The 12,528-nt window shown below is 58.6% G+C and carries 14 protein-coding genes and 2 rRNA genes (1 of these 16 cut by a window edge); 7 read left to right on the top strand and 9 right to left on the bottom strand.

The window, feature by feature from the left end; genetic code table 11:
* Window positions 1-117: 117 nt before the first annotated feature.
* Both HYPMC_RS22920 and rpsT read right to left on the bottom strand, forming a co-directional pair.
* A complete protein-coding gene (locus tag HYPMC_RS22920; protein WP_013950544.1) occupies window positions 118-561 on the bottom strand; it encodes a rhodanese-like domain-containing protein in 444 nt (147 codons plus the stop codon).
* A 633-nt stretch (window positions 562-1,194) separates the two neighbouring features.
* Window positions 1,195-1,461, bottom strand: a complete 267-nt coding sequence (gene rpsT, locus HYPMC_RS22915) for a 30S ribosomal protein S20 (protein ID WP_013950541.1) — start codon at window positions 1,459-1,461, stop codon at window positions 1,195-1,197.
* Between the two features lie 294 nt (window positions 1,462-1,755).
* Here rpsT and HYPMC_RS22910 point away from each other — a divergent pair, with 294 nt between their 5' ends.
* The gene (locus HYPMC_RS22910; protein WP_244420944.1) at window positions 1,756-2,325 is read left to right on the top strand and encodes a hypothetical protein; all 570 of its coding nucleotides are present in this window, start codon (window positions 1,756-1,758) and stop codon (window positions 2,323-2,325) included.
* 49 nt (window positions 2,326-2,374) lie between these two features.
* The gene (locus HYPMC_RS22905; protein WP_013950539.1) at window positions 2,375-3,007 is read left to right on the top strand and encodes a hypothetical protein; all 633 of its coding nucleotides are present in this window, start codon (window positions 2,375-2,377) and stop codon (window positions 3,005-3,007) included.
* 7 nt (window positions 3,008-3,014) lie between these two features.
* Here HYPMC_RS22905 and mutM read toward each other — a convergent pair whose 3' ends face one another.
* The gene (gene mutM, locus HYPMC_RS22900) at window positions 3,015-3,893 is read right to left on the bottom strand and encodes a bifunctional DNA-formamidopyrimidine glycosylase/DNA-(apurinic or apyrimidinic site) lyase (protein ID WP_013950538.1); all 879 of its coding nucleotides are present in this window, start codon (window positions 3,891-3,893) and stop codon (window positions 3,015-3,017) included.
* Between the two features lie 79 nt (window positions 3,894-3,972).
* On the opposite strand from mutM, the gene ubiE reads away from it, so the two are divergent.
* From ubiE to ubiB, 3 genes are all read left to right on the top strand, one after another.
* Window positions 3,973-4,749: a bifunctional demethylmenaquinone methyltransferase/2-methoxy-6-polyprenyl-1,4-benzoquinol methylase UbiE gene (ubiE, locus tag HYPMC_RS22895; RefSeq protein WP_041301202.1), complete on the top strand. Its 777-nt coding sequence runs from the start codon at window positions 3,973-3,975 to the stop codon at window positions 4,747-4,749.
* A 128-nt stretch (window positions 4,750-4,877) separates the two neighbouring features.
* Entirely contained in the window at window positions 4,878-5,171 is a 294-nt protein-coding gene (locus HYPMC_RS22890; protein WP_013950536.1) for a hypothetical protein, read from the top strand.
* Between the two features lie 254 nt (window positions 5,172-5,425).
* The gene (gene ubiB / locus HYPMC_RS22885) at window positions 5,426-7,018 is read left to right on the top strand and encodes a 2-polyprenylphenol 6-hydroxylase (protein WP_013950535.1); all 1,593 of its coding nucleotides are present in this window, start codon (window positions 5,426-5,428) and stop codon (window positions 7,016-7,018) included.
* Window positions 7,019-7,051: 33 nt separating this feature from the next.
* On the opposite strand, the gene HYPMC_RS22880 is transcribed toward ubiB, so the two are convergent.
* The gene (locus HYPMC_RS22880) at window positions 7,052-7,372 is read right to left on the bottom strand and encodes a carboxymuconolactone decarboxylase family protein (protein ID WP_013950534.1); all 321 of its coding nucleotides are present in this window, start codon (window positions 7,370-7,372) and stop codon (window positions 7,052-7,054) included.
* A 116-nt stretch (window positions 7,373-7,488) separates the two neighbouring features.
* On the opposite strand from HYPMC_RS22880, the gene HYPMC_RS22875 reads away from it, so the two are divergent.
* Complete coding sequence (locus HYPMC_RS22875; protein WP_013950533.1) at window positions 7,489-7,959, top strand: nuclear transport factor 2 family protein; 471 nt, start codon at window positions 7,489-7,491, stop codon at window positions 7,957-7,959.
* Window positions 7,960-8,000: 41 nt separating this feature from the next.
* Here the strand turns inward: HYPMC_RS22875 and HYPMC_RS22870 are convergent, their stop codons facing one another.
* The gene (locus HYPMC_RS22870) at window positions 8,001-8,828 is read right to left on the bottom strand and encodes an FTR1 family protein (protein ID WP_013950532.1); all 828 of its coding nucleotides are present in this window, start codon (window positions 8,826-8,828) and stop codon (window positions 8,001-8,003) included.
* Window positions 8,829-8,834: 6 nt separating this feature from the next.
* Window positions 8,835-9,218 carry a cupredoxin domain-containing protein gene (locus tag HYPMC_RS22865; RefSeq protein ID WP_013950531.1) on the bottom strand — a complete coding sequence of 128 codons (384 nt, stop codon included), beginning with the start codon at window positions 9,216-9,218 and terminating at the stop codon, window positions 8,835-8,837.
* A gap of 234 nt (window positions 9,219-9,452) precedes the next feature.
* Between HYPMC_RS22865 and HYPMC_RS23510 the strand changes: the two genes are divergently transcribed.
* Entirely contained in the window at window positions 9,453-10,292 is an 840-nt protein-coding gene (locus tag HYPMC_RS23510; RefSeq protein ID WP_013950530.1) for a hypothetical protein, read from the top strand.
* An 18-nt stretch (window positions 10,293-10,310) separates the two neighbouring features.
* Here the strand turns inward: HYPMC_RS23510 and HYPMC_RS22855 are convergent, their stop codons facing one another.
* The 3 genes from HYPMC_RS22855 to HYPMC_RS22845 all read right to left on the bottom strand — a co-directional run.
* Complete coding sequence (locus HYPMC_RS22855; protein ID WP_210160621.1) at window positions 10,311-11,318, bottom strand: hypothetical protein; 1,008 nt, start codon at window positions 11,316-11,318, stop codon at window positions 10,311-10,313.
* A 219-nt stretch (window positions 11,319-11,537) separates the two neighbouring features.
* A 5S ribosomal RNA gene (gene rrf / locus HYPMC_RS22850) occupies window positions 11,538-11,652 on the bottom strand.
* A gap of 138 nt (window positions 11,653-11,790) precedes the next feature.
* Window positions 11,791-12,528, bottom strand: a 23S ribosomal RNA gene (locus tag HYPMC_RS22845) (it continues 2,055 nt past the right edge of the window).

The following is a 12,528-nucleotide window of genomic DNA, read 5'->3' as shown; positions in this document are numbered from 1 at the left end:
TGCCTGCATAGTGATGTACTCCCGCTGATAACGCGGGACGCCTGAAAGCGTCCCCCCTCATCACCGTCCGGCATTACCCTCTGCCTTCCGGTGCCGTGCCTTCCGTGTGACGTCTTGCTACCCTTGCAGCCAGTTGAGACCGGCGAATTTCCAGCCTGCGATTTGGCTCCGGTGTTGGGCAGCGTCTAACGGTCCCTCAAAGCCCTCCATGACGTTTCGACACCTCGAATATCCCGCTCCGGCGATTGCCTCGGCAGCCATCCGGCTGCGCCCGCCCGAACGGCAGATAAAAAAGATCTCAGTATTCTTTTCGACTCCCTTGGCGGCCAACGCCGCCGTCAATCGTTCGATAAAGTCCGGAGCGATCCGGCTGTCGGGGAACGTCTGCCATTCGATCAGCATGACGTCCTTGTTGATCTTCGAAAGGTCGGGCACACCCACAAACGCCCATTCGGCACGCGTCCGAACATCAACAAGAACAGTCTTCGGATCGCCTTCGAGACGCTTCCAAGTTTCGAGAACGGACACGTCCTCGACGCCAGAAGCCTCAACTTTTTCCACGAATTCCCCTCACGCCTTACACAAGTACTGATAAAGACCCGCGAGAATATCCCCAGACACAACCAGAGAATACCCAGCTATTCTTGAGCTAGCCAAAGCAACGCCCAAGTTGAAACGCAGGTCTTTATCTATTTTGGCGATACAGTCCGGGTCATCAAAGCTTCAAAGACCCGAATGCTACGCTCGCCGAACTTACCAGTGCGAACGACCGCTTTACCCCGCTGCCATCCACTAGAAATTTACTATCCCTTAACCCTCTTTTCGACAAGCACCCCAGCGCAGCCATTGGGGCGATTGAGGCGTACCAAAAGTTGTCCACAGGTACTGGTGAAAACGCGAGTCACATCGCAACCTCTGTGCATAAACCATCTGACTCTATTCGCATTTTTTCCACCGACACACTCTGGGTTGCATCGCCGCCACGACCGTCACCCAGACGTCATTTTCTCTTGCCGTCCGACTCTGCCTCGAAGGAGCGCCCAACTTATCCGGCATCAGAACATCCCGTCCAATGGGCCGGATTCCGGGCGATTAATGACGATAAAAAAACAGCGGGCCCGTTGGCGGGCCCGCTCTTTACCGTAGCGAATATGCAACAGGGAGAAAAATTGGCTCCCCTTATTCACAAGTGCGTTATGCGCTCATGGCCTTGACACGCTGAGCGAGCCTGGAAACCTTCCGGGCTGCGGTCTTCTTGTGCATGACGCCCTTCTGAGCGGTGCGCACGAGAAGCGGTTCAGCGGCCGAAAGCGCAGCGAGTGCCTTGGCTTGGTCGCCCGACTTGATAGCTTCCTCGACCGAGCGAACCTCGGACTTGACGCGCGAACGGCGCGACTTGTTGATTTCGGTGCGGCGGATCATCTGGCGCGTGGCTTTCTTAGCCGACGACGTATTTGCCATTGGGTGTCCTTACGTTTGCTGCGAATGCGCCGTCGCATTCGCAAAATGCTAAGCGCGGCAATGGGTTGAAGATATTGATCGTCGGCCCGGGATTTTCGCTCCAGGCACGGTTTGCGGGGGATATACCCGCCTAACGGCCGCCGGTCAATGAAGCCCACCCGGAAAAGAACGAATCCGTCACAAAAGCCGCCGCCGACGGCCGGTCGCAGCGCTTTGCGCCGCCATTTGCGCTAAGTCCATCCCGACTTACATGCTTTTGATCCAGAATTGGGAGGCCGCCAGAGAATGTTGTCCATGACCGGTTGGCTGTTTTCTCTCGCGGCTACTGTTTGCGCGACTGTCCTGGCCGCCGCCGCAGAACAGCCCGCCCTGCAGCTGGCGACGGTCGCGGTCATCTGCATTGCCTTCGCCCTGATTGCCATCCGCGATCACCAGAAGCTGAGGAACATCGGCGCGCCGATGAGCGCCATCGCCAGTTCGACGGCGCGATATCTGGCTCTGGTCTGGGCTTGGGCCGCACTCGCGATCCTGATCACGTACCTCTTCGTTATGGATAAGCACTGGGCCGAGTGGTGGCAGTTTTTCATCGGCTTTCTGTTCGCTGCCGTCGCCACCATCGGCTTCGCCGTCCTTCTCGATCGCGACCGTTCCGCAGGACGCGACGACGCCATGCTGGTGAAGATGGGACGGCTTCTTCTTCAGTTTCAGGTGATCGGCATGGCGGCCGGTGTCATCAGCCTATTCGTCGATCACAAGTTTCCGCGCGCCGCGACCCACGCCGATTGGGCGGGATGCAACATCTTCTTCTTTGGTGCGCTCGCCATTGCAGCTATCAGCTTGGACGCCCTGCGCTCACGCATGTAGGTTCGAGAGCAGGCCACCGCGCCGTCCAAAAGGGGGAGCTTCCGACATCATGACCTTGCGCCCATCGCTGCCTTGGTTGGCAGTGACACTCGCCGCAGCTCTCATCGCCATGTATCTCGCCTGCCGTCTGATGAAGATCGCGGACTCGGCAGTCGCCGCCGCTGTTTTCTCGGCTGTCATGATCATGGCCGCACTGCGAACCAACGCCCCGCATTGGCAACGCCCCGAAAACGGATCGGCCATGGCCACGCAGCGCGAAGCAATGCGCGCGAACGTCTTTCTGATTGCATTGGCATTCCTTTGGTGCGGCGTGGCGTTCTACGCCATCTATCTGGGTACGCACGTACGTTGGCAGCACGGCTGGGAATACGGTACGGCCTGCATGCTGTTTGCAGCCGCCTACGGCTATTACCTGAAGCGGCTTTCAAACCCAAACGACCCGCTCGCACAGACATCGTCGCTCGACCGCATGGCGAAAATCGCAGGCTATCAGGCGATCTTGATTGCCATCGGCCTTGTCTGGCTGATCGCTGCCGGCAAACTCGCCATAACGCATAAAGGCGACTGGGCCGCGAACCAGCTTTTCCTCGGCGGCGGCTTTGCCGTGATGTGCATCAGTGTCATCCTGATCAAGACGAACGCCGCACTGTGCGAGCGCTCCGCCACCTCAACGGCAAGCTGACACCACTTCAGCGCTGACACCGCCGGCAATAAAACGTCGCGCGCCCGGCATGCACCGCGCGGCGGATTTCGCCGCCGCATCCAGGAGTGGGACACATGCCGCCTTCCCGGTCGTAAACGGCAAACCGTTCCTGGAATGCTCCCTTCTTGCCGTCGGCACTGCGGTAATCGCGCAGCGTCGAACCGCCCGCTGCAATGGCCCGTTGCAGAACATCCTTGATCGCAACGACGAGCTTCTCGGCCTTCTCGATGCCTCCGCGACGGTTCGCCAACGTTGCCGCAACACGATCGGGCGATAGCCCCGCCTGAAACAGCGCCTCAGACACGTAGATGTTGCCGAGCCCCGCCACGATGTGCTGGTCCATCAGAAACGCTTTGAGGTTGACCTTCTTGCCCAGCGCGCGTCGCGCCAGATATTCGGCTGTCAGTTCGGCGCTCAATGGCTCCGCCCCGAGCTTGCGAAACAGCGCATGCTCCGGCCGCTCCGCATGCGGCATCATGACCATGAATCCGAACCGCCTGGGATCGTTGTAGATCACCTGCGTCCCGTCAGAGAGATGCAGCACAACATGATCGTGCGCCGGATCAGGCCCCGTATCGTGGATGTAGTCCCCCGGCCGGTCGATGAAGTCCTTATGGATGACGGAAAACCGTCCGGTCATGCCCAGATGCATGACGAGATCCTCGCCGCTCGAAAGCGTCGCAATCAGATATTTCGCGCGCCGCTCCAGCCCGACGATGTCTTGCCCCGCCAGCCGCTCGCCGAACCGTTCCGGCAGCGGAAAACGCAAATCCGGCCGCCGCGCGTCAATCCGCGCGACCCGGCTGCCGACCAGCACCGGCGCCAGCCCCCGCCGCACGGTTTCGACCTCGGGGAGTTCGGGCATAGGAGGAATGTCACCTGAAATTGACGATGAGACGCGCCGACGATAGCGCTGCCGCTCGTGAGCGGCTATGGTCCCGGATATGGATCAAAACTCAGAAACCGCAAGCCAGGGCACCGCGTCGTTCGGCTTCCGCACCGTACCCGAGACCGAACGCCAGGGGCTCGTCAACAAGGTCTTCGCGTCGGTCGCCGATCGCTACGACCTGATGAACGACTTGATGTCCGGTGGCCTGCATCGCCTCTGGAAGCGCGAACTCATCACGATGCTCAACGCGCCGCGCAGTGCCACGCCGTTCAAGCTTTTGGACGTTGCCGGCGGCACCGGCGACATTTCCATCCGCTACGCCAAAGATTCAGGGCCGAACGCCACCGCCGTCATTTGCGACATCAGCCCTGAGATGCTCGACGTCGGCCGCCGCCGCATCGCCGATGCAGGACTTGAGAACCGCATCACCTGTGTCGAAGGCAACGCCGAAGAGCTGCCTTTCGAGAACGCGAGCTTGGACGCCTATACGATTGCGTTCGGCATTCGCAATGTGACCCACATCGACAAGGCGCTTGCCGAAGCCTACCGCGTGCTGAAGCCCGGCGGACGCTTCCTGTGTCTGGAATTTTCCGAATGCCGCGTGCCGCTGCTCGATCGCGCCTACGACTTCCACTCGTTCGAGGTCATTCCGCGTCTCGGTCAGCTGGCTGCGGGCGATTCGGAATCATATCGCTATCTCGTCGAAAGCATCCGCCGCTTCCCCAAGCAGGAAGCCTTCGCCGACATGATTCGTAACGCTGGTTTCTCGCGCGTCGCCTATCGCAATCTGACCGGCGGCATCGCGGCGATTCACGGCGGCTGGAAGATCTGATCGGCCACAGCGTGAACTACGTTTTTTGCCCTTCAGCGTAAGTTCAATTGACGCTGGCGGCAGCGATTCATAGCTTTCCCTCTCGGGGACGAAGGAATGACTTTCTTCTATTCGAGGAGGTGGGACTCATGAAATCGAAGCTATTGATCGGCGTCGCAGCTGCGGCGCTTGTTTCGCTCGGCGCCGGCGTCGCCAATGCTGGCTGCATGACGAAGGGTGCGGTCGCCACGTCAACGTCGGCCGATTCGGCGAAATGGTTCGCGATGGAGACGATGGTCCAGAACGTCAGCTGGGGTCTCTGGCCGGGTTTCCTGGCGAACGGCCAGGTCGCCGGCTACAAGGTCGTCAACAAAAAATATCGCTGCAGCCCGAACGGCAGCATGGTCACCTGTCACGGCCGCGCAACGTTCTGCAAGCTATAGGTCGAGCTGAGCATTTGCTCGAAAGTAGCGCCCGCGGCAATCCGCCGGGCGCTATTTTTTTTTGTCCGTAAGTTGTATGGCGTCCAAGCCGCAATGGCCCTGGCTGAGGCAGCTACGAATACCGTCCCGGCTTAACCGTTTTTACCCCTCCGAGCGGCTACACTTGACCCAACGAGGTTGCGGCGCAATGTGCCGAGGCCGAGCGAAACCACGGCCTGCGCCCCCAGAGAATTCAGGACGACGAAATCACCACCATGCCCGGAGCGCTTCTTAACTCCCTACGACTCGCGCGCGCCGGTTTTGTGCTAGCGCAATATGGCGTCCGCTTCGTTCCGAAGGGCATGCCGGTACCGCTGCCTCTGAAACTTGCGCGCATCGCCACATTGCCGGTGACGCTTGTTGCATCGGCCTTCCGCAAAGGCGAGCCGCAATCCGCCCGCGTCGCAACGGCATTGGCGAAGCTCGGTCCGAGCTATGTGAAGCTCGGTCAGTTTCTTGCCACCCGCGCCGACGTCATCGGACCTGAGCTTTCCGATGATCTGCGCCAGCTTCAAGACAAAGCCGAACCGTTCTCGATGGCGGAAGCCCGCGAAGCCGTTGAACGCGCGCTCGGCGGCAAGCTCGAAGATCATTTCATCGAATTCGGACCGCCCGTCGCTGCCGCTTCAATCGCCCAGGTCCACAAAGCCTACGTGCTCGACAACGGCGTGAAGAAGGCCGTTGCCGTCAAGATTCTGCGGCCGAACATTGAGAAGCGTTTCTATCGCGACCTCGACAGCTATTATTTCGCCGCGCGGATGATCGAACGCATGTATCCGCCGGCGCGCCGCCTGAAACCGGTTGCCGTCGTCGATAATCTGAAGCACACGACCGACCTCGAGATGGATTTGCGCCTCGAAGCCGCAGCCATCTCCGAGATGGCGTCAAACATCAAAGAGGACGAAGGCTTCCGCGTTCCCGATATCGACTGGAAACGCACGGCCAAACGCGTTCTGACGATCGAATGGATCGACGGCACGCCGATCGCACAACGCGACGTTCTCAAGGCCAAGGGCTTCGACACTGCCGCTCTCGGCATGACCGTGCTGCGCTCATTTCTTCGTCACGCCATGCGCGACGGGTTCTTTCACGCCGATATGCATCAGGGGAATTTGTTCGTCGATGCCAACGGCAAGATCGTCGCCGTCGACTTCGGCATCATGGGCCGCTTGGGCCTGCCCGAGCGCCGCTTCCTCGCAGAAATCCTGCACGGCCTCATCACGCGCGATTACTACCGCGCCGCCGCCATCCACTTCGAAGCGGGCTACGTGCCCCCGCATCACAGCGTCGAAGAATTCGCCCAGGCGATGCGCGCCATCGGCGAACCGATCCAAGGCCGCACGGCAGAAGAAATTTCGATGGCCGACCTTTTGGGCCAGCTCTTCGCTTATACCGAAGTCTTCGACATGCAGACACGTCCAGAGCTGATCCTGCTGCAAAAAAGCATGGTCATCGTCGAAGGCGTCGCGCGCGATCTCGATCCGACGTTGAACGTCTGGGTCGCCGCCGAACCGGTGGCGAAGGAATGGATGGAATCCAATCTCTCGCCTCTCGGCCGCTTGCGCGAAGCGGGCCGTGGCGTTGAAACAATCGGCGATGTCTTGATGAAGACTCCGGCGCTTCTGCAAAATGTTGCGCAGGCAATCAACGGCATGTCCCAAATGGCCAATGCGGGACTTCGCCTCGACGATGAAACCATCGATAAAATCGCATCGCGCTCGCGACGCAGCCGGACAGCCGACATCGCACTTTGGATCGCAGCCGTCAGCCTGGCGATCATTATGATAAAAATGATCAGCGTATTGTAGGCCAGACAACAGACTTCATTAGCGGCGCAGACATTAGCGCGTTGCTTTGCGCGGCCCGACAAGATGCGTCCCGTGCGCGATAGCGGCCGTTGCCCGCATCGTCGCCGCGATATAAATGACTTCCGCAATTTCTGCTTCCGTCACACCGGCATTCTCTGCGTTGGTGCGATGGACTTCGAGGCTGTACGGACACTGAGTTGCGATGGCGACGCCAAGCGCGATCAATTCCTTATAGCGTCGTGGAATGGCACCCGCCGCCATGGCAGCGCGATCGAAGTTTTCGAACGCCGACATCGTCGTCGACGATAGATTTCTTAAATGAGGCAGATTCGAAAGATTGGCGATGTCGTACATGGTAGCTGCTCCCTCCCGCAGGTGTCGTCGAGCGGTTTCGATCTGCCGCCGAGACTCGTGACGTTCGCGTCCAGGGTCAAGCAATCCCTCCACTGTCAAATTTGAAGGAGACGAAAATGTCTGAAAGCAGACCGCCGTTCCCGCCCTTCACGCGCGAAACCGCCATTCAGAAAGTCCGCGGCGCCGAAGACGGCTGGAATAGCCGCGATCCGCAGAAGGTCGCGCTGGCCTATTCGGTCGATAGCGTTTGGCGAAACCGCGCCGAGTTTCCGGTCGGCCGTCAGCAGATCATCGAATTCCTGACGCGGAAGTGGAACCGCGAACTCGATTATCGCCTCATCAAGGAACTCTGGGCATTTACCGGGGATCGCATCGCCGTACGCTTTGCTTATGAATATCGCGACGATAGCAACCAGTGGTACCGCGCCTACGGCAACGAAAACTGGGAATTCGGCCCCGACGGCCTGATGCACCATCGTTATGCGTGCATCAACGACCTGCGCATTTCCGAGAGCGAGAGGAAATTCCACTGGCCGCTCGGACGCCGCCCCGACGATCATCCGGGATTGTCGGATCTTGGTCTTTGAGCCGATGAAATAAAAAAGGCGCCCCGAGGGGCGCCTTTTTTCTATGCGCTCTGACTGACCGGTTTCGCCGGCGCTCGCCAGATGTAGCTCAAAGAGAAAATTGCAGCCGCCGTTGCGACATACGCGATGAGCTGCATTCCCGTCGGCCGGTCCATGTAACCAACCAGAATGCTCAAGACCCGCCCCGGCCAACTGTTTTCCGACAGAATGGACGAGCTGTCCCAGACCGTAGAATCGAACGCATTCAACAGGCCTGCATTCGACAGCTGCTTGACCGCGGAGGCTGCAAGCCCGGCAGCCAGCAATGTGATGAGAACGCCGGTAACCGCAAACATCTGCCGGATCGGAATGGCCGCGAGCCCAAAATAAAGCACCATCGACACGACAGCGCCAAGCAGCAGCCCGATCCCCGATCCGATCAGAAGTTCGAAACCGCTATCCTTGCCCTGCATGACGATGCCAGTCATGAACAACACGACCTCGCTGCCTTCACGCATGACCGCCACGGCAACGGCCGCGCCGAGCGCAAACAACGATTGCCGTCCGGCAGAAACATCGCTGCCCAGCTGCCGCAACTGCTGCGTCATCTCGCGAGCATGATGCGCCATCCAGGCCACGTGCCACCCAAGCATGACGACCGCAAACAGCAGGATCGCCGCAACAAAAATTTCCTGACCGCGACCGTCGAAAGCATCTGAGATCCGCGAGGCAAACATCGCAACGATGATTGAGCCTGCGATCCCTGCGAGGACTCCGAGCGATACCGCACCGTTACGGCTATGAACGCCGCGCGATGCCGCGAGCACCACGCCGATGATCAGGCCCGCTTCGAGAACTTCGCGAAAGACAATGATGAGAGCCGCAAGCATCGCCGCCTACTCCGCAACGACGTGACCGAGCGCGCTATCCTGGTGAAATTCACCGAAGAACATGTAGGTGCCAGGCTTTAGCGGCTTCACGCGAATGACCGCCGAGCTGTTGCCGGCAATGATCTTCTCGAAGCCGAGGTCGTGGCTTTCGAATTCTTCCGGCGTCGCGTCGAGGTTCTTCACCGTGATCTTGATCGGCTTGCCGATCGGCAGCTTCAGCGCATCCGGCTCGAACTTATGATCTTTGATTGAGATCTCGACCTCGTGCGTATCCTCCGCCTGGGCAGCGACGGCGCCCATCACGACACCGCCGACGGCGAGAACAGAACCAAGAAGAATGGAAGAAAATGACGAATGATGCACGGCACGTGCGAAACGTGAAATACTCATCTCTGCTCCTAATAGGTCAGGATTCAAGGTCCCGAGATCAGGTCCACCGTCAACTGAGCGAACGCCACTAGAAGAGTCAAGAACATTGATCTCGCCTTGGGCAGAACCGGTTGGACGGACTGAAGAAAACGCCGAAATTCCATCATTTTTCGTCTTGCCATTTTTTGGCCAGGACAGTGCGATGCATATGCAGCGCGGGAACCGATATTCGCTGGAAGATTTGAGGATCGGCCAATGTATGCCCGCGCGTCTTATTCCGCTGACGAATTTCCCTCGTTCATGATCTCCGAAAGCGATGCCGATTTCGCGTCGCAAGACTTCTACGCCGGTGAGCCGGTTTGCCCGCAACCGTCACGACGCCTGGAAATCGTTCCCTATACGTATCTTTTCCTTCTTGTCGCCGCCACCGTCGGATGCGCCTTCGCCACCGATGCTGAGACGCGACAAGAATGGACTTCGAAATTTGAACGCATCACATCGTCGTTGGCGACGTCAGAACAAGCGCCCTCAGCGCCATTGCCGACGAAAGAGATCGCATCCGCCGACACGCCAGGCTCGACGCTACTTGCCCCGCCTACTCCCGTTCCGCCGCCGGCAGCGATCCCGCCGCCGAGTCAGCCTCTGCCTGAAGTCACCGTCGCCACTGCGCCAGGCGATACGAACGACGACGAGGCGGATGCAAAAACACCAGCAAAACCGCATGTATCTGATGCCTATGCCCCGCCGCGGCCATCGAACGATCCGTTACGCAAAAAGGCCGAAGCCGCCGGCTTGCACCCTGATCTATCGCGCGCAGTTCTCGCACGTCTGACGTCGACGGATTATCGCAACGCGGCTTACGCGATCGGCAAAGCGATCAAGACAGTGCCGAACAACGGCGAGTTCGTCTGGCCGCACAAACGCAAAGCCGGACTAGCGGTCTTCACCGTGCATTTCGTCCAGGGCGCGGGACGCGACTGCCGCCGCTATGTCGTAACGGTGACGAAGGATCGCTGGACATCGACCGCGCTCCCGATGGAGAAATGCGGTGTCAAAGTCGCGATCCGCGGCGGCAAAGAAAACGCGATCGAATGAGCGCAAAACCGCACGCAATTACGGTCCCTGCAGACCGAACGCGACGCGAAGCTTTTTCCGCAGCGTCGAATCCTTCGATTTATCGCCCGCTTTGCCGTTCTTTGGACCGTCATACGTCGCATAAACAAAATCGCGGACCGCAGGATTGCGATCGTATTGATGGATCGCGGCCGGCACACCGCCTTCCGCTGTCACCAGCAGTCCGTCTTTGACCGATAGAAAATTCGTGTTGTGTCCGGATAGCGTCGCGACCGCTCCGTCGTATGGCATCACGACCGATGACGGCACGAGATTGACACGTGCGATGACGTTCGTCGTCGCCTGATCGACGCCCGAGCGCATGTGATGACGCCGGCGAACCATTTGCCCGAGTAAAAGCTTCTCCCAACAATACATCAGCGTGACGCCGTGCCGACCCAGAACGGTGCCGCTGCAGATCACTTCGTGATGCTTGATTTGATCGTAGACCGGCAGCCCAAAAGTTCGCCGGATCGCATTGCCGTTCCAGCCAGCGGATTCGAGAGAAAAACCTTTGCCCTCTTCGAAAAAAATCATCGGGGCATCAGGCAGCGCTTCGAAAATATCGCTTTGAAAGACGACGTCGCGCGTGTCGGCCAAAAACACGCGTTCGACCTGCCCCGAGAGCGCTTGCAGCACCGAGACATAATCGGTCACGCGCGCAAAATTCATATGAGGTCGCCCGAGGCTTGATGAAACGTCTTCAAGGACGCAATCGACGCCCTCGGCTTCGAGCGCTTTGCCGAGCTCCGGATCGTTGTTGATGACAAGAAGGATTCTGCAGTCGTGAAATTTCCGCGCCGAACGGACAAACGGCCGCAAGTCGGAAATGCTGTAGTTGCGCGCAATCCCGAGGATCAGGTTCGTGCCGGTCCCGTGCTTCAGCTCGACTTTCGGCAAACGTCTGACAAGCTGAGATCGGAGCCACTGCGCATAAAGCTTCGACCAGATGTATTGCAGCATATCGCGTGAGGCCCCGAGTTTTGCAGGCGCCCCGAGACACCGCATATTTCATTCTTGCGACGCGAATTTTAGTCGGAGTACCCACACCGGAAAAGCAAAAGTCGAATTGCCCAAAAGTATATTCGTCGGATTGGGCGTGAATTAGTTTGTGTAGCTCAAACGCAAAAACGCGCCGCTGGCACAAGGCACAGCGGCGCGTTCTTAAATTCGATAGAGGGCACTGATTGACTTCGTTTTTTAAGAATTCACATGACGTCTCTGCAGACCTGGCAACGACCTACTCTCCCGCGTCTTAAGACGAAGTACCATCGGCGCAGGGGCGTTTCACGGCCGAGTTCGGAATGGGATCGGGTGCAGCCACCCCGCCATAATCACCAGGTCGGCGGAGACGTCATATGACTTCTGTTTTTGGTCTATTTTCTGAGCCCTACGCTCATCGTTCGGCGCTCGTGAGAGCGCGCCATTGCCGAATTTCGCTTCGCGATTTCAGGCAAACGATGAGCATTGCTAAATGAGAGCAATCAAGCCAATCGAGTTATTAGTACCGGTAAGCTACACGCCTTGCAGCGCTTCCACACCCGGCCTATCAACGTGGTGGTCTTCCACGACTCTCGAGGGAGAACTCGTTTTGAGGTGGGTTTCCCGCTTAGATGCCTTCAGCGGTTATCCCTTCCACACATAGCTACCCTGCTGTGCCGTTGGCACGACAACAGGTCCACCAGAGGTGTGTCCAACCCGGTCCTCTCGTACTAAGGTCAGATCCTCTCAATTCTCCTACACCTACGGCAGATAGGGACCGAACTGTCTCGCGACGTTCTGAACCCAGCTCACGTACCACTTTAAATGGCGAACAGCCATACCCTTGGGACCTGCTCCAGCCCCAGGATGTGATGAGCCGACATCGAGGTGCCAAACGACGCCGTCGATATGGACTCTTGGGCGTCATCAGCCTGTTATCCCCGGCGTACCTTTTATCCGTTGAGCGATGGCCCTCTCACAAAGAACCACCGGATCACTATGGCCGTCTTTCGACTCTGCTCGACTTGTCAGTCTCGCAGTCAGGCGGGCTTATGCCATTGCACTCGACGGTTGATTTCCGACCAACCTGAGCCCACCTTCGCACGCCTCCGTTACGATTTAGGAGGCGACCGCCCCAGTCAAACTGCCCACCATGCGCTGTCCCGGATCCGGATAACGGACCGCGGTTAGACAACCATAATCACTAGGGTGGTATTTCACATTTCGGCTCCACCCG

Origin of the sequence: Hyphomicrobium sp. MC1, from assembly GCF_000253295.1 — a bacterium.
In the GTDB taxonomy this organism is placed as follows: Bacteria; Pseudomonadota; Alphaproteobacteria; order Rhizobiales; family Hyphomicrobiaceae; genus Hyphomicrobium_B.
The sequence above is the reverse complement of the archived record's forward strand: the minus strand, read 5'-3'. Positions and strand labels throughout refer to the sequence as shown.

Bases quoted from the DNA above. Each gene is read 5' to 3' on its own strand.
- rpsT (WP_013950541.1), bottom strand. From the start codon at position 1,461: ATGGCAAATACGTCGTCGGCTAAGAAAGCCACGCGCCAGATGATCCGC.
- HYPMC_RS22910 (WP_244420944.1), top strand. From the start codon at position 1,756: ATGACCGGTTGGCTGTTTTCTCTCGCGGCTACTGTTTGCGCGACTGTC.
- HYPMC_RS22905 (WP_013950539.1), top strand. From the start codon at position 2,375: ATGACCTTGCGCCCATCGCTGCCTTGGTTGGCAGTGACACTCGCCGCA.
- mutM (WP_013950538.1), bottom strand. From the start codon at position 3,893: ATGCCCGAACTCCCCGAGGTCGAAACCGTGCGGCGGGGGCTGGCGCCG.
- ubiE (WP_041301202.1), top strand. From the start codon at position 3,973: ATGGATCAAAACTCAGAAACCGCAAGCCAGGGCACCGCGTCGTTCGGC.
- HYPMC_RS22890 (WP_013950536.1), top strand. From the start codon at position 4,878: ATGAAATCGAAGCTATTGATCGGCGTCGCAGCTGCGGCGCTTGTTTCG.
- ubiB (WP_013950535.1), top strand. From the start codon at position 5,426: ATGCCCGGAGCGCTTCTTAACTCCCTACGACTCGCGCGCGCCGGTTTT.
- HYPMC_RS22880 (WP_013950534.1), bottom strand. From the start codon at position 7,372: ATGTACGACATCGCCAATCTTTCGAATCTGCCTCATTTAAGAAATCTA.
- HYPMC_RS22875 (WP_013950533.1), top strand. From the start codon at position 7,489: ATGTCTGAAAGCAGACCGCCGTTCCCGCCCTTCACGCGCGAAACCGCC.
- HYPMC_RS22870 (WP_013950532.1), bottom strand. From the start codon at position 8,828: ATGCTTGCGGCTCTCATCATTGTCTTTCGCGAAGTTCTCGAAGCGGGC.
- HYPMC_RS22865 (WP_013950531.1), bottom strand. From the start codon at position 9,218: ATGAGTATTTCACGTTTCGCACGTGCCGTGCATCATTCGTCATTTTCT.
- HYPMC_RS23510 (WP_013950530.1), top strand. From the start codon at position 9,453: ATGTATGCCCGCGCGTCTTATTCCGCTGACGAATTTCCCTCGTTCATG.
- HYPMC_RS22855 (WP_210160621.1), bottom strand. From the start codon at position 11,318: ATGCGGTGTCTCGGGGCGCCTGCAAAACTCGGGGCCTCACGCGATATG.